This is a genomic window from Haemophilus haemolyticus, assembly GCF_003490595.1.
Lineage (GTDB): Bacteria > Pseudomonadota > Gammaproteobacteria > Enterobacterales > Pasteurellaceae > Haemophilus > Haemophilus haemolyticus_L.
The window spans coordinates 188,939-207,310 of sequence record NZ_QQGY01000003.1; the positions used below are offsets into that span (position 1 = coordinate 188,939).

At 38.0% G+C, this 18,372-nt stretch carries 15 protein-coding genes and 1 rRNA gene; 10 read left to right on the forward strand and 6 right to left on the reverse strand.

From position 1 onward, the window contains the following. Positions 1–681 carry a M15 family metallopeptidase gene (locus DV415_RS03640; RefSeq protein ID WP_118790273.1) on the forward strand — a complete coding sequence of 227 codons (681 nt, stop codon included), beginning with the start codon at positions 1–3 and terminating at the stop codon, positions 679–681. A gap of 35 nt (positions 682–716) precedes the next feature. Here DV415_RS03640 and fbpC read toward each other — a convergent pair whose 3' ends face one another. From fbpC to DV415_RS03660, 4 genes are all read right to left on the reverse strand, one after another. After that, on the reverse strand, positions 717–1,772 hold the full coding sequence (gene fbpC / locus DV415_RS03645; RefSeq protein WP_118790285.1) for a Fe(3+) ABC transporter ATP-binding protein FbpC: 1,056 nt from the start codon (positions 1,770–1,772) through the stop codon (positions 717–719). A 1-nt stretch (position 1,773) separates the two neighbouring features. Beyond that, the gene (locus DV415_RS03650) at positions 1,774–3,294 is read right to left on the reverse strand and encodes an ABC transporter permease (protein ID WP_118790274.1); all 1,521 of its coding nucleotides are present in this window, start codon (positions 3,292–3,294) and stop codon (positions 1,774–1,776) included. A 70-nt stretch (positions 3,295–3,364) separates the two neighbouring features. Continuing rightward, on the reverse strand, positions 3,365–4,363 hold the full coding sequence (locus DV415_RS03655) for an iron ABC transporter substrate-binding protein (RefSeq protein ID WP_005643670.1): 999 nt from the start codon (positions 4,361–4,363) through the stop codon (positions 3,365–3,367). Between the two features lie 166 nt (positions 4,364–4,529). Further along, positions 4,530–6,074, reverse strand: coding sequence for a class I SAM-dependent methyltransferase (locus DV415_RS03660; protein WP_118789029.1), 1,545 nt, complete (start codon positions 6,072–6,074; stop codon positions 4,530–4,532). Positions 6,075–6,208: 134 nt separating this feature from the next. On the opposite strand from DV415_RS03660, the gene DV415_RS03665 reads away from it, so the two are divergent. From DV415_RS03665 to DV415_RS03675, 3 genes are read left to right on the forward strand one after another with little or no spacing between them, the layout of a single operon-like run. Continuing rightward, positions 6,209–7,291: a PhoH family protein gene (locus tag DV415_RS03665; protein WP_118790275.1), complete on the forward strand. Its 1,083-nt coding sequence runs from the start codon at positions 6,209–6,211 to the stop codon at positions 7,289–7,291. A gap of 1 nt (position 7,292) precedes the next feature. Then, entirely contained in the window at positions 7,293–7,757 is a 465-nt protein-coding gene (gene ybeY / locus DV415_RS03670) for an rRNA maturation RNase YbeY (RefSeq protein WP_009766889.1), read from the forward strand. An 18-nt stretch (positions 7,758–7,775) separates the two neighbouring features. After that, entirely contained in the window at positions 7,776–8,561 is a 786-nt protein-coding gene (locus DV415_RS03675) for a Cof-type HAD-IIB family hydrolase (RefSeq protein ID WP_192879086.1), read from the forward strand. Positions 8,562–8,598: 37 nt separating this feature from the next. On the opposite strand, the gene DV415_RS03680 is transcribed toward DV415_RS03675, so the two are convergent. Beyond that, positions 8,599–10,407 carry an AMP-dependent synthetase/ligase gene (locus DV415_RS03680; RefSeq protein WP_118790277.1) on the reverse strand — a complete coding sequence of 603 codons (1,809 nt, stop codon included), beginning with the start codon at positions 10,405–10,407 and terminating at the stop codon, positions 8,599–8,601. A 193-nt stretch (positions 10,408–10,600) separates the two neighbouring features. Then, a complete protein-coding gene (gap, locus tag DV415_RS03685) occupies positions 10,601–11,620 on the reverse strand; it encodes a type I glyceraldehyde-3-phosphate dehydrogenase (RefSeq protein WP_118790278.1) in 1,020 nt (339 codons plus the stop codon). A gap of 250 nt (positions 11,621–11,870) precedes the next feature. On the opposite strand from gap, the gene gmk reads away from it, so the two are divergent. The 6 genes from gmk to DV415_RS03715 form a co-directional block, all read left to right on the forward strand. Continuing rightward, a complete protein-coding gene (gene gmk / locus DV415_RS03690) occupies positions 11,871–12,497 on the forward strand; it encodes a guanylate kinase (protein WP_005634932.1) in 627 nt (208 codons plus the stop codon). A gap of 62 nt (positions 12,498–12,559) precedes the next feature. Beyond that, positions 12,560–12,826, forward strand: coding sequence for a DNA-directed RNA polymerase subunit omega (rpoZ, locus tag DV415_RS03695; RefSeq protein ID WP_005625717.1), 267 nt, complete (start codon positions 12,560–12,562; stop codon positions 12,824–12,826). A 72-nt stretch (positions 12,827–12,898) separates the two neighbouring features. Then, complete coding sequence (gene spoT, locus DV415_RS03700) at positions 12,899–15,013, forward strand: bifunctional GTP diphosphokinase/guanosine-3',5'-bis pyrophosphate 3'-pyrophosphohydrolase (RefSeq protein ID WP_118790279.1); 2,115 nt, start codon at positions 12,899–12,901, stop codon at positions 15,011–15,013. Next, a complete protein-coding gene (gene recG / locus DV415_RS03705; RefSeq protein WP_118790280.1) occupies positions 15,010–17,091 on the forward strand; it encodes an ATP-dependent DNA helicase RecG in 2,082 nt (693 codons plus the stop codon). The genes spoT and recG overlap by 4 nt, the downstream gene beginning before the upstream one ends. Before the next feature lie 29 nt (positions 17,092–17,120). Beyond that, positions 17,121–17,930, forward strand: a complete 810-nt coding sequence (murI, locus tag DV415_RS03710; protein ID WP_118790281.1) for a glutamate racemase — start codon at positions 17,121–17,123, stop codon at positions 17,928–17,930. Positions 17,931–18,263: 333 nt separating this feature from the next. After that, a 16S ribosomal RNA gene (locus DV415_RS03715) occupies positions 18,264–18,372 on the forward strand; the annotation flags it as partial.

Below are 18,372 nucleotides of genomic sequence, written 5' to 3' on the forward strand. Positions count from 1 at the left end.
ATGAAATTAACGCCAGAAATGCTTACAGGAAAGTCCCGTGAGCATTTAGTCAATTTACCCGCAATTCATTCCTCAAATCATTTTTTGCAAATGCAAGCAGTGAACGCATTTCAAGGGTTGCAACAAAGTGCAGAAAAAAATGGCTTTAATTTACAGCCAGCGAGTAGTTTTCGTGATTTTGAACGCCAACAGCTTATTTGGAACAGCAAATTTAAGGGCGAGAGAAAAGTCCATGATGACGAAGGAAAAGCATTAGAGTTGAGCCAATTAGATGACTGGCAAAAATGTCAGGCGATCTTACGTTGGTCTGCATTGCCAGGGGCGAGCCGTCATCATTGGGGAACGGAAGTGGATATTTTCGATCCTGATCTTTTGCCACAAGGTCAATCTTTACAACTGGAGCCTTGGGAATATGAAAAAGGCGGCTATTTCTTTGAATTGAGTGAATTTCTTACTGAAAATTTACCGCACTTTGATTTTTCTTTGCCTTTTATAAATATGCAGTCCAATAAGAAAGTAGGGCGGGAGCCTTGGCATATCAGTTATTTGCCGTTAGCTGAATTGGCAAGCCAGCAATTTTCTCCAGACATTTTACAACAGGCATGGAAAGGGGAAAATATTTTAGGCGCAGACTGTTTAATATCAAATCTTGAACAAATTTTTTCTGAATATATTGTTTAAAAATAAAGCCTTATCGTGAAGATAAGGCTTTATTCTTAGGTGTAAAAAAGCCCTTTTCCATGCAAATAAATTGGCAGCTCATCGCCAATAGATAAATCGGGGGAAATGATGTTCTCAATCCATATTGCGTAGCCATTAATTTCAATTTGAATAGTGGTAATTTTCCCCTTAAATTCGATTTGTTTTACTTGCCCTTTGAAAAGTGAGGTTGGATTTTCCGATGTTTTAAACAGGCTAAATTGTTCTGGGCGAAGTAAAATCTTACCTTGTTTCAGCGAGATTGATTTGTTTTTTACAGGAATATTACCTAATTGGCATTGAACTGTGTTTTCATCAATCAGATTCGCCGATAGCACGATGTTGTCACCAATAAAACTTGCGGTTTCAATATGATTAGGCGACCAATAAAGTGTACGAGGCGTGTCGATTTGTAAAATTTTTCCTTGTTGGATAACAGCGATTTTATCCGCATAACGTAATGCTTCATCACGATCATGGGTGACGAAAATCGCTGATGCACCACTTTGACGCAGCGCTTTTAGCATATCATGACGAATTTGCTGGCGTAGATGTTCATCTAAGGCACTAAAAGGTTCGTCTAATAAAATCAGTTCTGGATTCGGTGCTAGTGCTCGAGCTAGCGCCACACGTTGTTGTTGTCCGCCTGATAGTTGATGAGGAAAACGTTCTGCCAATTCACTAATTCCAGTGAGTTGCATTGCCTGCTCAATCCGCATTTTCTCTTCATCCGTTTTCCCTTTTCCATTCCCTAATCCATAAGCAATGTTGCGATAGACATTTAAGTGAGGGAACAGAACGCCTTCTTGTACCACATAACCTAGATGGCGCTGTTGCGTTGGCACATTAGAATTCTCGCCAAAAATTAACCGCTCTTTTAGCCAAATTTCACCCGTATTGGGTTGTTCAAATCCTGCGATCGCTCGTAATAACGTTGTTTTCCCACAACCAGAAGCACCAAGCAAAAAGAGGATTTCACCTCGTTGCAGGGTAAAGGAAATATCGTGTAGAACTTGTTGTTCATTAAAAAATTTATTGAGATTTCTAATGGATAATAACGGATTATTTATCATTTTATTTAAATGCACATTTTTTCAATAAAAACACAGGAATCCCTGAAAAGAGAACGAGCATGAGTGCATAAGGCGTTGCTGCAGCGTATTGCGCATCACTGGTATATTCCCAAACGGCAATCGAAAGGGTTTTGATGTCGTTTGGCGTGAGCAAAAGTGTTGCAGTAAGCTCTTTCATTAAATTCAAAAATACTAGAGAGAATGCCGCCGCAATACCTGGTAGCATTGCAGGTAATGTTAAAGTTCGGAAAATATAGAATGGGCTTCGTCCTAGGCTTTGTCCTACTTTCTCAATATTATCAGAAAGTTGCTCAAGTGAGGCTCTAAGTGTGGTTTGTGCCATTGGTAAATAGAGCATAAAGTAAGCTACGATGATAATTAAAAAGGTTTGATATAAGCTGTTGGCATAGTTGATCGTAAAGTAGATCAGCGATAATGCGATAACTAAGCCTGGTACAGCGTGTAATAGGTAAGGTAAGCGATCGATCCAAATGGTTAATTTGCTACGATAGCGTACAGCTGCCCAAACCAATGGCAAAGCACAAACTACGGTAAGCAATGCGCCTAGTCCTGAAATGATAAATGAATTACTGAATGCCGATAAAAATTCTGAAAAATCACCCGCACTTTCGAGTGAAGTTCCCACAATAAGCCAGTAAATTAACATAATCACAGGCACGCCAATGCTTAAGATGAATATGCTAGAGAAAAATCCGACGGTTAAACATTGTTTGCCAAAAGAAAGTGTTTTTACTGGATAAGGACGAGTGACACCTTTGCCACTGTTGTAAAGTGTTTGTTTACCACGGAAGAATGTTTCTCCCAACACAATAATGCTACAAATTGCCATTAATACAGCGGAAAGTAGTGCTGCGGTGCTGTTATTAAAAGACATTTCATATTCTTGGAAAATCGCAGTGGTGAATGTTTGGTAATTTAAAATTGAAACTGCACCGAAATCCACCAGCATATGTAATGCTATCAGTAATAAACTACTACCGATTGCCGGTTTTAATTGTGGGAAAATAGCGTGCCAAAAGGTGTAAGTTTGGCTTTTTCCTAATGAAAGGCTTACTTCTTCAAGGGAGCGATCTAGTCGTTTAAGTGTGGCTGAAATAGGCAAGTAAGCGAGTGGGAAAGAGCTTAATGTCATGATGCCAATTGTTCCCCAAAAACCTTCTACTCGAAAGGTGAGGCTAATCCAAGTAAAACAGCTCACAAAGGCTGGGATACAAAGTGGTAAGCTCATCGCCACTTCAAAAAATGATTTGCCGAAAAAACGATATCGTTCAAGTAAAAATGCACAAAGCGTACCGAGAAAAATTGATCCAATGGTTACACAGACCATGAGAAGCATTGTGTTGCTCAGTAATTCCGCCATTCTTGGGCGAATAAGAAGCTCAAAGCTACGATCTAATCCGACTTCAATCGCACGGAAAAGAATATATAGAAATGGTAATAAGAGCGGTAAACCAATAAGTAAAATAATGATGGTGAGCCAAAGTGGGGGAGTTCGGGTCAAAAGATAATCCTTTATATGTGGCAACTGTATCTCCACTTTGGGTGAAAATACAGTTGCGACGTTAGCGGGCTTATTTTAAACCAGCTTCTTCAATTAATTTATTTGCTTGTTCTTTGTCTTGAGCAGTAGTTGCTGAAACTACTGGCGCTTGCAATTTAGCATAAGGTTCCATATTGAATGGAGAAGTCACATCTGTACGTAATGGATATTCTGCACGTACAGCAACTAAGGCTTCTTGACCTTTTTTGCTTGCTAAGAAGTCCACGAATTTTTTCGCTTCTTCTTTATTTTTAGATGATTTTAAGATTGCAGCACCTGAGTAAGTGACTAACGCACCAGGGTCTTTATGACGAATAAAGTACAAGCGAGTTTTTAAGTTTTCTGCGCCTTTTTCTTTTGCTAATGCATACCAGTAGTAGTTATTAATTAAGGCTGCAGGCACTTCGCCATTTTCAACAGCTTGCAATGCAACACTGTTTTTTGCGTAAAGTTTACCATTTTCTTTTAAGCCTTTTAACCAATTAAGCGCAACTTTCTCGCCTTTTAGTTTAACAATAGCTACAACTTGTTCTAAGAATGCACCAGAGGTTGGTACATAACCGATTTTATCTTTCCATTTTGGTGTCGCGTAATCAAGCACTGATTTTTCCATATCTTTTTCAGATAATTTAGTGTGATCATAAACCACAACACGAGAACGACCACTTAATGCGATCCAATCCTTTTTAGGCGCCACTGGTACACCTTGGTGAGAGGTTTGTTTGATCGTATTGGCTGAAAGTGGCTCTAATAAACCCGCTTCAGAAAGTGCGGCAAATGGAGATGTTTGTTCTGAATAGAATACATCGGCGGGGCTTTTATCGCCTTCTTCTTTAAGTTGACCAGCTAACTGTTCACTTTTAGCACTATTTAAAGTGACTTTAATGCCAGTTTCCTGCGTAAATGCATCAGCTACGGCTTTTGCAGCTTCTTTATGTTGGCCGTTGTAAACGGTAATATCGGCAAAGCTACTTGCTGAGAATGTAAGCGCGGCAGCGAGAGTCGCAATTTTGAAAGATTTGAATGTCATTGAAAACTCCTTGTTTTGTGAGAATGAATGTTTTAATTAAGTCTGAATGACCCTTATTTTATTTCCAAATCTATTCAAATGCAAATAATTCTCAATTTTTATTTATAGCAAAACAAAAGGAGAGCGGTTAGCTCTCCTTCAATATATTGATTGCTTTGAATTTTGCTTATAGTGCGACTGGTTGGATGTAACCTAAGTTAGCTAAAGTTTCACAAAGAGAATTACACAATCCTGAACAATCATATTCTTCATCAATAAGTTTATTATTGTTCATATCTCTGTATTCATTCTGAATTAAATATTCTTTAAGTGAAGCGTTCAGTGCTTTTTTGGTTGTTGGTTTTTCCATTTGGGACATTATGTGAAGATGAAGTTTATTCAAATCTTCAATACTTCCATTATACATATTGCCCGCACCAATATATTCATTTGCACCCTCTAACAAAGCTTGTATATATTGAGTAAACCGTTTTGGTACATAAGTTTTGTTATCTTCAAATGCATATATTTGATATGGTGTGTGGAAAACATTGATATAGCCTAGAACTGTAGATAGTAATACAGAAGAGTAAATTTCATTTTTAGTGATATTTTTAAACTCTTTATTATTCGATACATAATCAGTTAATGATTTAATAGTAAAACTACCCACTTGATAAATAAAGTGTTCAAGTAATCTTGCTGCGTCTTTATTATTGAATATATTGCTCAGATTATTTTTTTTGTTTTGGTTAATAAAAGTTAATTTATTCAATAATGCTTTATCAATGATTTCTGTACGGTTAATTTTATCTTGTAAATGAGCATGGCATAGTAAACTTCTTCTAAATGCTACATCGTAAAGATAATCTAGGCATTGCTCACGTGCAACATAATCTGTTTCGGATAATTGATTGATCATGTCACGTAAATATTGTGGCATCCAAGAAATATATGAAAGTTGAAAATCTGTATCACCAATATAAGCTAATTGATGTTGATTGACGCTATCTACAAATTGATTTAAATAGAGAGGGTCATTGTGATATTCAAGATATTCATGTGCAATATAATGGTCATCTTGATTTTGAATAGTATCAAAATTTGAAATTCTAAATTTATTTCGTTCTTTTTCTGATTCAATAGATTTAATTGCATCGGAGAATAACTGAACAACGGCCTTGCCACGACGAGTTTGTTCTGCAAGCGGCAAATCCTGCGTATATTTATTGGCATAAAGCATAATATCTCGTGCAACTTCACGGCTTTTCCAACCTGGATAGGTATTATAAGAAATATAAGCAATACCATTCGGGGTTAAATTTTCGCGACAAATTTCAAGAATTTTATCTTTCACATTATCAGGCACCCAAGAATAAATACCATGCACGAGAATATAGTCAAACATGCCAAATTCAGGCGTAATATCGAGAATATTTTTTGCTTCTAAACGAACATTTGTTAATCCCATTGATTTAATAATTTCATTACCTTGGGTAATTTGGATTTCTGATAAATCAATACCTACAAATTCTGTATCAGGATAATAAACCGCTTGAGAAATTAAGTTCCCACCAAAAGAAGAACCTAGTTCTAATACTTTAGCACCTTTGAGTGCTGGAGGGGTTAATCCCCATAATGTTGCATTCCCTTCCAAAAGCGCAATGCTCGTGTAAGAAAAGGGTTTTGAGTAGTATCTAAGTTCGTCGTAAGAGTTATTTTGCTCGGTCATAATATATCCAGTTTATCACATAATTAAAGTCGCATATTATAGAGGGAATAGGGATAAAAACAAAGCGATGATTATTTCCCATGAACTGGTAATTACGCTAGAATAACAGCAATTTTCACCAGCTTAGTATCCTCATGCTTTCATTTACTCTCGAACCTCAAGATAACGCACGTTTGCAATCTTTATGCGGTGCATTTGATGAGCATCTAAAACTTATCGAAAAAGAATTTAATCTTGTCATTGCTCGTCATAATTTCACTTTTAATATTGATATTATGGAAGAGGAGCAAAAACCTCATCATGCAAAATTGATAAAAAGTGCGGTGAAATTAATTCAAGATTTGTATGTAGAAACTGCGCCCGTAAAAGGTAAAGTGAAAGAGTTAGATTTGGAAGATGTGCATATGGCTTTACAAGAAAGCCGAATGCTATCTCAAGTTGAACCGAACCGTGCTGAAAATAATGTTTTCAGTACAACGATTAAAACTAAACGAGGTGTGATTAAACCTCGAGGCGAAAATCAAGTTCAATATTTGCATAATATTTTAACTCACGATATTAGTTTTGGTATTGGCCCTGCGGGAACGGGGAAAACATTCTTAGCGGTTGCTGCGGCAGTGGAGGCTTTAGAGCGTCAAGAAATTCGTCGCGTTTTACTCACTCGCCCTGCGGTGGAAGCGGGCGAAAAGCTAGGGTTTTTACCGGGGGATTTAGGTCAGAAAATCGAACCTTATTTACGTCCGCTTTATGATGCGTTGTTTGAAATGCTAGGTTTTGAGCGTGTGCAAAAATTAATGGAACGTAATGTTATTGAAATTGCTCCTTTGGCTTATATGCGTGGGCGTACACTTAATGATAGCTTTATTATTTTAGATGAAAGCCAAAACACGACAGTTGAGCAAATGAAAATGTTTTTAACCCGCATTGGTTTTAATTCTAAAGCCGTGATTACGGGCGATATTACGCAAATTGACTTACCTCGTAGCACAAAATCTGGTTTACGCCATGCTATTGAAGTGTTGGAAAAAGTATCAGAATTAAGTTTTAACTATTTTGATAGCAAAGATATTGTGCGTCATCCGGTGGTGGCTAAAGTCGTGCAAGCATACGAAGAATGGGAAGTGCAAGATGAAATTCGTCGAAAAGAATTAGCGGAGCTTCGTAAAGCCGAACGTGAAAAAGAGCGGTTAGAAATTACAAAGAATTTAGGAGAGTGAAATGGGAAGTATATTCGTTGATCTGCAAATTGCCACAGAAAATATAGAGGGGCTACCAACAGAAGAGCAAATTGTGCAGTGGGCAACAGCTGCGGTTCAACCGGAAGGGGATGAAGTTGAAATGACGGTTCGTATTGTGGATGAAGCCGAAAGCCATGAATTAAATTTGACTTATCGTGGCAAGGATCGCCCGACTAACGTGCTTTCATTTCCATTTGAATGCCCCGATGAGGTGGAGTTACCGTTGTTAGGGGATCTCGTTATTTGTCGTCAAGTCGTGGAGCGAGAAGCCGCAGAACAAGAGAAACCATTAATGGCGCATTGGGCGCATATGGTCGTGCATGGTAGTTTACATTTACTTGGTTATGATCATATTGAAGACGATGAAGCGGAAGAAATGGAAAGTTTAGAAACCCAAATTATGCAAGGATTAGGCTTTGATGATCCTTATCTAGCAGAGAAATAATCTTTATTCGGAGTAATGATGTATAAAGCGATATTTAGTGATTTTGATGGCACGTTATTAACCTCTCAACATACGATTTCCCCTCGAACTGTTGCAGCAATTAAGCGTTTAACGGCAAATGGTATTCCTTTTGTACCAATTTCGGCGCGTTCTCCTTTAGGTATTTTGCCTTATTGGAAACAGCTTGAAACGAATAATGTGCTTGTTGCATTTAGTGGCGCGCTTATTTTGAATCAACATCTTGAACCAATTTATAGCGTACAAATTGATCCAAAAGATATTTTAGATATTAATACCGTTTTGGCGGATCACCCTTTGCTTGGCGTGAATTATTATACAAATAATGATTGCCATGCTCGCGATGTAGAAAATAAATGGGTGATTTATGAACGCAGCGTCACCAAAATTGAGATTCATCCTTTTGATGAAGTTGCGGCTCGTTCGCCACATAAAATTCAAATTATTGGGGAAGCAGAAGAAATCATTGAGATTGAAATTATTTTAAAGGAAAAATTTCCACATCTGAGTATTTGTCGTTCTCATGCTAACTTTTTAGAGGTGATGCACAAGAGTGCAACCAAAGGAAGTGCGGTGCGTTTTTTGGAAGATTATTTTGGCGTAAAAACCGATGAAGTGATTGCATTTGGTGATAATTTTAATGATTTGGATATGCTAGAACATGTTGGGCTTGGGGTGGCAATGGGAAATGCACCTGATGAAATTAAAAAAGCTGCAAATGTAGTCACCGCGACCAATAATGAAGATGGGTTAGCATTAATTTTGGAAGAAAAATTTCCTGAATAATTGGCAAGAAAAAGGCTCTCAAACGAGAGCCTTGTAGTTATGAATTTTTTGATTCTTTTGAATTATACATATCTTCAATTTGCTTACGATAACGCTCTAAAATCACTTTTCTACGTAATTTTAATGTTGGTGTAATTTCACCTAATTTGATGCTGAATGCTTGAGAAAGTAACGTGAATTTTTTTACTTGCTCGAAATGAGCCAATTCTTTTTGCACCGCATTAATACGTTGCTCAAACATTTTCAGAATGTCAGAATTTTTTAATAATTCTAAACGGTCATGATATTTAATATTGAGCTGTTTAGCGTGCTCTTCCAAACTATCAAAGCAAGGCACAATAAGCGCGGATACATATTTTTTCGCATCGGCGATGATCGCAATTTGTTCGATAAATTTATCTTTACCGATTTTGCTTTCGATATATTGTGGCGCGATATATTTGCCGTTTGAGGTTTTCATTAATTCTTTAATACGATCGGTAATAAATAAATTCCCTTGTTCGTCAAACTCTCCCGCATCGCCAGTTTTTAAGAAACCATCTTCTGTAAAGGCTTGAGCCGTTTCTTCTGGCTTCTTATAATAGCCTTTCATCACCATTCCGCCACGCACGAGGATTTCATTATTTTCCCCAATTTTAACTTCCGCTTTTGGCATGAGTGTGCCGATTGAATTTGGGTTAAATTGGAAATCATGCCAGCAAGAAACGGTCGCAGTTGTTTCTGTCATGCCATAGCCTAATTTGATGTTGATACCAATAGCATGGAAAAATAGCCCAATAGCAGGTTCTAATTTTGCTCCTCCGCAAGGCATCATTTTTATATGCCCCCCCAATAATTGGCGAAGTTTTGAGAGCACTAATTTATCTGCCAAAGCAAATTGTTTTTTCAATAAGAACGGAATAGTTTTGTTATTTGCACGTAAATCAAAGTGTTTTTGTCCTACGGAAATTGCCCAATGGAACATTATTTGGCGAAGTTTTGGTGCTTTTTGAACTTTATCCAATACGGCGGCATAAATTTTTTCGTAAAAACGTGGTACGGCACACATTAAAGTTGGGCGAATTTCCGTTAAAGCTGACCGCACTTGATTGGTGTCTTCTAAATAGCAAAGTATTGCACCTCTATGAAGAATATAAGCCGCCCAGGCTCGTTCAAAAATATGAGAGAACGGTAAAAAAGAAAGTGAAACGTCCTGATCTGTCACATTAAGTGAAAGATCATGTGTTTCTAATTGGTGAGCGAGATTAGCGTAATCTAGCATGACACCTTTAGGCTCTCCAGTAGTGCCAGAGGTATAAATAATCGTAAATAAATCCGATAATTGTTTTTGGTTTAAGCGTTGAGTCAGTTCATCTTGTTGTACGTTTGAACCTGTTTCAATAAAACTTTTCCAAGTGCAAGAAAGGGGATCTTGTTGTAATTGAATTGTGGATTTCATTGCCACAATTTTTTGTAATTTTGGACAATGATGAGCAATTTCCAATGCTTGATCGTATTGCTCTTGATCGCCGACGAATAGAATTTTTACATCGGCATGATTTAGGATAAATTCTGCTTGCTGGGCTGTATTGGTTGCGTAAATAGGTACTGTGATTGCTCGAATTTGTAAGGCCGCAATGTCAGCGATTGTCCAACGTTCCATATTATGGGCAAAAATGCCGATTTTATCTTGCACGCCAATACTGTGAGCAAGCAATGCTCGAGAAAGTTGATTGAGTTGCTCTTGAAAGTTTTTCCAAGAGATATCTCTCCACAAGCCGTGTTCTTTATAGCGAAGTGCGGTCATATTTGCACGAGTTTTGGCTTGTTGTTGAATACGATGAACAAAATGGAGCTCAAGATTCATATTAACCCTATTTTTTTGATTTTATTGAGCGAACAGTTGTGCGCTAATATAATCTTAAATAGGAATGAAAGCTAGAAGAATATTGATTTTTTAAATTATTTTTAGTGATCCCTTGTTCATTTTTAGATCATAAATTAAATTCTAGATAATAAAAAACCGCTCCGAAGAGCGGTTAATTTTTTCAAAGTTTTAATTAGCCTTTGTAGTTGTAGATATGAGCTACTAAGTCTAATACTTTGTTTGAGTAACCCGTTTCGTTATCGTACCAAGATACTAATTTAACGAAAGAATCAGTTAATGCGATACCAGCGTCTGCATCAAATACAGAAGTTAAAGCACAACCGTTGAAGTCAGTAGAAACAACAGCATCTTCAGTGTAACCTAATACGCCTTTTAATTCACCATTGAAAGTTTTACCTTCAGCTGCATCTTTGATTGCTTGTTTGATTGCATCGTAAGAAGCTGGTTTTTCAAGGTTAACAGTTAAGTCAACAACAGATACGTTTGGAGTTGGAACACGGAAAGCCATACCAGTTAATTTACCGTTTAATGCAGGTAATACTTTACCTACTGCTTTCGCTGCACCTGTTGAAGATGGAATGATGTTTTGTGATGCACCGCGGCCGCCGCGCCAGTCTTTAGCTGATGGGCCATCCACAGTTTTTTGAGTTGCAGTCGTTGCGTGAACAGTGGTCATTAAACCATCTTTAATACCGAAAGTTTCATGAACAACACGTGCTAAAGGAGCTAAACAGTTTGTTGTACAAGATGCGTTAGAAACGATATCTTGACCTGCGTATGCGTTGAAGTTTACACCACGAACGAACATAGGGGTTGCATCTTTAGATGGACCAGTTAATACAACTTTTTTCGCGCCTGCAGTGATATGTTTACGAGCAGTTTCATCAGTTAAGAATAAACCGGTCGCTTCAACAGCGATATCAACACCGATTGCACCCCAGTTTAAGTTTGCTGGATCACGTTCTGCAGTTACACGGATAGTTTTACCATTAACCACTAAGTTACCATCTTTCACTTCAACAGTGCCATCGAAACGACCGTGAGTTGAATCATATTTTAACATATAAGCCATGTATTCAACGTCGATTAAGTCGTTGATACCTACAACTTCGATGTCGTCACGGTTTTGTGCAGCACGGAATACGATACGACCGATACGGCCGAAACCATTGATACCAATTTTAATTGCCATAAGATTTTCACCTTTTATTTAAGTTAAACAAATCTGTTTGCTTTGAGTAATACTGCTCACTCAGTAAGACAGCGCACAGAGTATAGCACGAGCATTTTTATAAAACTATAAACCCTACCACTTTTTTGTGATCTATATCAAATCATCATTAGAATGAAAAAGTACCGTAAAAAATCACCGCACTTTTGATGATTTTTTATAGAGAAATCTGCATAATAGACTGAAATTGTTAGAGAAGGTTAAATGTTCTATGTCTCAAGGTAATCTTTATATTTTATCTGCACCAAGTGGTGCGGGAAAATCTTCGTTAATTTCAGCATTATTGGCATCAGATAGTTCAACTCAAAAAATGGTGTCTGTGTCACATACGACCCGTGCTCCACGCCCGGGTGAAGTTGAAGGCGTACACTATTATTTTGTATCAAAAGAAGAGTTTGAATCACTCATTGAGCAAGATTTATTTCTAGAATATGCCAAAGTTTTTGGTGGTAATTATTATGGAACCTCTTTACCTGCGATTGAAGAAAATTTAGCAAAAGGCATTGATGTATTTTTAGATATTGATTGGCAGGGTGCTCAACAAATCCGTAAAAAAGTGCCTTCGGTAAAAAGCATTTTTATTTTACCGCCTTCATTGCCTGAATTAGAGCGTCGTTTAATTGGTCGTGGGCAAGATAGTGAAGAGGTTATCGCTGAACGAATGTCAAAAGCAATCAGTGAAATTTCTCATTATGACGAATATGATTATGTCATTGTGAATGATGATTTTGAGAAAGCATTAAAAGATTTACAAAGTATTTTGCAATCGGAACGCTTAACAAAAGATTATCAACAAAAACAAAATGCAATGTTAATTCAACAGCTACTAGCAAAATAGGGCGAAATTGAGTATTATAACACCCTTTCAATAGAGTAATTTTTGACAAATCGGAGTAAATTATGGCTCGTGTTACTGTGCAAGATGCAGTAGAAAAAATTGGTAACCGTTTTGATTTAATTTTAACGGCTGCGCGTCGTGCAAGACAATTACAACTTAACCAAAGTGCGCCGTTAGTGCCAGAAGATAATGATAAACCAACAGTAATTGCATTACGTGAAATCGAAAAAGGTTTGATTAATCAAGATATTATGGATGCACAAGAATTCCAAGAAATGGCTAAAGTGCAAGAAACGGAAGAAGCAGCTGTTGCATTAATTACAGAATAATCTTTTAAAAGTGCGGTAAAAAATCACGATATTTTAACCGCACTTTCTCTTTCAACAATAAGTAGGTCTCCTTTGGAACTGTTTGCGGATTTAGATCGAATTATTCAAGGGTATTTGCCCGCAGATAAAATTGAACTCATCAAGCGTGCGTTTGTGATTGCAAGAGATGCGCACGAAGGACAATTTCGCTCCAGCGGCGAACCTTACATTACCCATCCTGTGGCAGTAGCATCCATTATTGCTCAACTTCACTTAGATCACGAAGCGGTAATGGCTGCGCTTTTGCACGATGTTATTGAAGATACACCTTATACGGAAGAACAACTGAAAGAAGAGTTCGGTGCCAGTGTAGCTGAAATTGTAGATGGTGTATCAAAACTCGATAAGTTGAAATTTCGTACTCGCCAAGAGGCACAAGTTGAGAATTTTCGCAAAATGATTTTGGCGATGACGCGTGATATTCGCGTTGTGTTAATCAAGCTTGCTGACCGCACCCATAATATGCGCACGCTTGGTGCGTTACGACCAGATAAACGCCGCCGTATTGCGAAAGAAACCCTTGAAATCTATTGTCCGCTTGCTCATCGTTTAGGTATTGAGCATATTAAAAATGAATTAGAAGACTTATCTTTTCAGGCAATGCATCCACACCGTTATGAGGTGTTAAAAAAACTCATTGATGTAGCGCGGAGTAACCGACAAGATTTAATCGAACGTATTTCACAAGAGATTAAAGTGCGGTTAGAAAACGCAGGAATTTTTGCCCGAGTGTGGGGACGTGAAAAACACCTTTACAAAATCTATCAAAAAATGCGCATAAAGGATCAAGAATTCCACTCGATTATGGATATTTATGCGTTCCGTGTGATTGTAAAAAATGTGGATGATTGTTATCGCGTTTTGGGGCAAATGCATAATCTTTATAAGCCACGCCCTGGTCGAGTAAAGGATTATATCGCGGTACCTAAAGCAAATGGCTATCAATCTTTGCAAACTTCAATGATTGGGCCGAAAGGTGTTCCTGTAGAAGTTCATATTCATACTGAAGATATGGAACAAGTCGCCGAAATGGGCATTACTGCGCATTGGGTTTATAAAGAAAATGGTAAAAACGACAGTACAACCGCACAAATCCGCGCGCAGCGCTGGCTGCAAAGTTTGGTCGAAATTCAACAAAGTGTAGGGAACTCGTTTGAGTTTATTGAGAATGTAAAATCAGAGTTTTTCCCGAAAGAAATTTATGTTTTTACCCCAAAAGGTCGAATTGTTGAATTGCCAATGGGCGCAACAGCAGTGGATTTCGCTTATGCTGTGCATTCAGATGTGGGGAATACTTGTGTTGGCGTGACTGTTGAGCATAAACCCTATCCGCTTTCGCAAGCTCTTGAGTCTGGTCAAACGGTCAATATCATCACCGATCCAAATGCGCATCCTGAAGCCGCATGGTTAAATTTCGTGGTAACTGCTCGTGCTAAAACACGGATTCGCCATTATCTCAAGCAGCGTTGTGAAGAGGATGCTGTGAAATTAGGTGAAGTTGAGCTTAATGCAGCATTACAGCCTCATAATTTAGGTGATTTTTCTATTCAACAAATTAGCACTGTACTAGATACTTTTGCACTTTCTTCTTTAGATGAATTATTACGAGAAATTGGTTTAGGCAATCAATCTGCCTCCATCATTGCGCATCAATTTGTGGGCGTACCGTTAGAATCTGCTAATACTAAGAATCTCGAATTTGAATCAAAAATACTCACTATTGCACCAATGCAAGTGGGTAAAACACAATTTGCTCAATGTTGTCATCCAATCCCTGGTGATCCTATCGTGGGATGTTGTACACAAGAAAACACAGTAGTGGTGCACCATCAACATTGTGCAAGTTTGAAAAATGCTTGTCGTCAATCGCTGGCTAAATGGGATAACGTTCAAAGTGCGGTGAATTTTGAGGCAGAATTACAAATAGAAATATTGAATGAGCAGAATGCCTTGCTTAGTTTAATGACTGCAATTTCTGCGAGCGAAAGCAGTCTTCAAAATATTTGGACGGAAGAATTAGAGAACAATTTATTGCTTGTGATTTTGCAGGTTTGTGTAAAAGATATCAAACACCTTGCCAATATCGTTCATCGCATTAAAGGCATCACTGGTGTCGTTAATGTCAAACGCAATATTAATGAGCTATGAGCCTTGAACTTCTCGATGCCGTACCTTTGACTAGCCTCTCTGGTGTTGGTGCGGCCATTTCTAATAAACTGGCTAAAATCGGCATTCATAACCTGCAAGATTTACTCTTTCATTTACCTATTCGCTATGAAGATCGTACGCGAATTACGCCAATCGCTAATCTTCGCCCCGAACAATATTTTACCATTGAAGGAATTGTACAAACCTGTGAAGTCGCTTTTGGCCGTCGCCCGATTTTATCGGTCAGTTTGTCAGACGGCACATCGAAAATTATGTTACGTTTTTTCAATTTTAATGCGGGGATGCGTAATAGTTTTCAAGCTGGTGTGCGGGTAAAGGCCTTTGGCGAAGTGAAACGTGGGCGTCATATGCCAGAAATTCATCATCCAGAATATCAAATTGTGCGAGATAATGCGCCTATTGTATTGGAAGAAACGCTAACGCCGATTTATTCCACGACGGAAGGGTTAAAACAAAATTCATTACGAAAATTAACGGATCAGGCTTTGGCATTACTCGACAAAGTTCAGATTGCAGAAATTTTGCCTAATGAATTTAATCCACATCAATATAGTTTAAAAGAGGCATTGCGATTATTGCATCGTCCGCCGCCAGATATTTCATTAGAAATGTTAGAGCAAGGTAAGCATCCTGCACAACAACGATTAATTTTTGAAGAATTATTGGCGCATAATCTCGCTATGCAAAAAGTGCGGTTAGGAACGCAGCAATTTTCTGCCTTACCGCTACATTATCAAACAGATTTGAAACAGCGATTTTTAGCCACTTTGCCATTTCAACCAACTAATGCGCAAAAACGAGTCGTGTCGGATATTGAACAAGATCTTATCAAAGATTATCCGATGATGCGCTTAGTACAAGGGGATGTCGGCTCAGGAAAAACATTGGTTGCTGCATTGGCTGCTTTAACGGCAATTGATAACGGCAAACAAGTCGCCTTAATGGCACCAACAGAAATTCTTGCAGAACAGCACGCGAATAATTTTCGACGTTGGTTTGAGCCTTTCGGTATCGAAGTTGGTTGGTTAGCCGGTAAAGTAAAAGGAAAATCAAGACAAGCAGAGCTTGAAAAAATTAAAACTGGTGCGGTGCAAATGGTGGTGGGGACGCACGCTTTATTCCAAGAAGAAGTCGAGTTTTCTGACTTAGCATTAGTGATTATTGATGAACAGCACCGTTTTGGGGTGCATCAACGATTAATGTTGCGTGAGAAAGGCGAAAAAGCGGGATTTTATCCCCATCAGTTAATTATGACGGCCACGCCGATACCAAGAACGTTAGCAATGACTGTCTATGCCGATTTGGATACATCAATTATTGATGAATTGCCTCCCGGTCGTACGCCTATAACAACAGTGGTGGTTTCTGAAGAACGTCGCGCTGAAATTGTGATGCGTGTAAAAAACGCTTGTGTTAATGAAAAACGCCAAGCCTATTGGGTGTGTACGTTAATTGATGAATCAGAGGTTTTAGAAGCTCAAGCCGCAGAAGCGATTTGGGAAGATCTAACTAAGGCATTGCCTATGTTAAATATTGGGTTAGTACACGGGCGGATGAAACCACAAGAAAAACAAGATGTCATGATGCGTTTTAAAAATGCAGAATTGGATTTATTGGTGGCAACGACAGTAATCGAAGTGGGTGTTGATGTTCCGAATGCAAGTTTGATGATTATTGAAAATGCAGAGCGTTTAGGTTTATCGCAACTTCATCAGTTACGAGGGCGGGTCGGTCGAGGCAGTACGGCTTCTTTTTGTGTACTAATGTATAAACCTCCGCTCGGTAAAGTTTCGCAAAAACGCTTGCAAGTGTTACGAGATAGCCAAGATGGGTTTGTTATTTCGGAAAAAGATTTAGAAATTCGCGGGCCTGGTGAAGTGCTTGGAACGAAACAAACAGGCATTGCTGAATTGCGAGTAGCAAATTTAATGCGAGATAGAAAAATGATACCAACGGTGCAATTTTATGCAAAATCACTTATCCTAAAATACCCAGATCTAGCAGAAAGTCTGATTCGTCGTTGGTTAAATAATAAAGAGATTTACTCGAACGCTTAAAAGTGCGGTCAATTTTCAAAGAGTTTTAAATGGATAAAAAAGAAAAACGCCCAACTGTACTTTTTTTTGACTCTGGAGTGGGTGGGTTTAGCGTATATCGTGAAGCCAAAAAATTATTACCAAATTGGCATTATCTCTATTGTTTTGATAATGCCGGTTTCCCTTATTCAGAACGCGAAGAAGAAAGTATTATTCAGCGCACTTTAGCGGTTTGCCAACTTATTAATCAACGTTATCCATTAGATGCCATCGTGATAGCTTGCAATACAGCGAGTACTGTTGTGCTTCCGCCTTTGCGAGCTGCTTTTGATATTCCTATCATTGGGACTGTACCAGCTATTAAACCTGCATCAGAAATAACAAAGACAAAACATATTGGTTTATTAGCTACAAAGGGTACAGTAAAGCGTCATTATGTCGATGAGTTGATTGATAAATTTGCGCAAGATTGTGTTGTTGAGAGATTGGGAACAACAAAATTAGTAGAAATTGCGGAACAAAAAATTCGTGGTCATTCCGTTGATCTAATTGGTTTAAAAGATGAGTTATCTCCGTGGGCAGACATGGCAGATTTGGATACATTAGTTTTAGGTTGTACTCACTTTCCACTCATCAAAGATGAAATTCAGTTGTGCTTGCCACAAATTAAATATTTTATGGATCCTGGAGCAGCGATTGCTAAGCGGATAAAATATTTGCTCGATGGTAAAAGTATACGTGCTCAAGGTGAAAAACATAATCAAATGTTTTGCACCGAACATTTTCCTGAAGAATCTCAATTTAAAAAAGCTTTACACTTATGGGGATTTGAATCTTTAGATGTAATAAAAATAGACTAAAATTGATGTTAAATAGACCTTTTTGTATTAACTTTATCCAAAAGATCATTTTTTTAAATATTTTTACAAAAAGTACTTGCAAGGGTTTTGAAAATCCCTATAATGCACCGCACACAACGACGCACTGTTGTGAAGTATTTAAGTTTCCACGTGCGTCGTTGTTTTTTGCTCTTTAACAATGTATCAGACAATCTGTGTGGGCACTTGTTGATTGACTTGTTTTAAAAAATTTTTAATTTTGAAGTCTTAATAGGTGCTTAACTGAAAATTCATCATTACTTTTTTAAGTAGTGTTTTATTTATAGCTAAGCAGTTTATTGAGCGATTGAACTTGAATTGAAGAGTTTGATCATGGCTCAGATTGAACGCTGGCGGCAGGCTTAACACATGCAAGTCGAACGGTAGCAGGAGAAAGCTTGCTTTCTTGCTGACGAGTGGCGGA

What these genes read in the sequence shown, in the direction of transcription:
- DV415_RS03640 (WP_118790273.1), top strand. Translation starts at nt 1, where the DNA reads ATGAAATTAACGCCAGAAATGCTTACAGGAAAGTCCCGTGAGCATTTA.
- fbpC (WP_118790285.1), bottom strand. Translation starts at nt 1,772, where the DNA reads ATGATAAATAATCCGTTATTATCCATTAGAAATCTCAATAAATTTTTT.
- DV415_RS03655 (WP_005643670.1), bottom strand. Translation starts at nt 4,363, where the DNA reads ATGACATTCAAATCTTTCAAAATTGCGACTCTCGCTGCCGCGCTTACA.
- DV415_RS03660 (WP_118789029.1), bottom strand. Translation starts at nt 6,074, where the DNA reads ATGACCGAGCAAAATAACTCTTACGACGAACTTAGATACTACTCAAAA.
- DV415_RS03665 (WP_118790275.1), top strand. Translation starts at nt 6,209, where the DNA reads ATGCTTTCATTTACTCTCGAACCTCAAGATAACGCACGTTTGCAATCT.
- ybeY (WP_009766889.1), top strand. Translation starts at nt 7,293, where the DNA reads ATGGGAAGTATATTCGTTGATCTGCAAATTGCCACAGAAAATATAGAG.
- DV415_RS03675 (WP_192879086.1), top strand. Translation starts at nt 7,776, where the DNA reads ATGTATAAAGCGATATTTAGTGATTTTGATGGCACGTTATTAACCTCT.
- DV415_RS03680 (WP_118790277.1), bottom strand. Translation starts at nt 10,407, where the DNA reads ATGAATCTTGAGCTCCATTTTGTTCATCGTATTCAACAACAAGCCAAA.
- gap (WP_118790278.1), bottom strand. Translation starts at nt 11,620, where the DNA reads ATGGCAATTAAAATTGGTATCAATGGTTTCGGCCGTATCGGTCGTATC.
- gmk (WP_005634932.1), top strand. Translation starts at nt 11,871, where the DNA reads ATGTCTCAAGGTAATCTTTATATTTTATCTGCACCAAGTGGTGCGGGA.
- rpoZ (WP_005625717.1), top strand. Translation starts at nt 12,560, where the DNA reads ATGGCTCGTGTTACTGTGCAAGATGCAGTAGAAAAAATTGGTAACCGT.
- recG (WP_118790280.1), top strand. Translation starts at nt 15,010, where the DNA reads ATGAGCCTTGAACTTCTCGATGCCGTACCTTTGACTAGCCTCTCTGGT.
- murI (WP_118790281.1), top strand. Translation starts at nt 17,121, where the DNA reads ATGGATAAAAAAGAAAAACGCCCAACTGTACTTTTTTTTGACTCTGGA.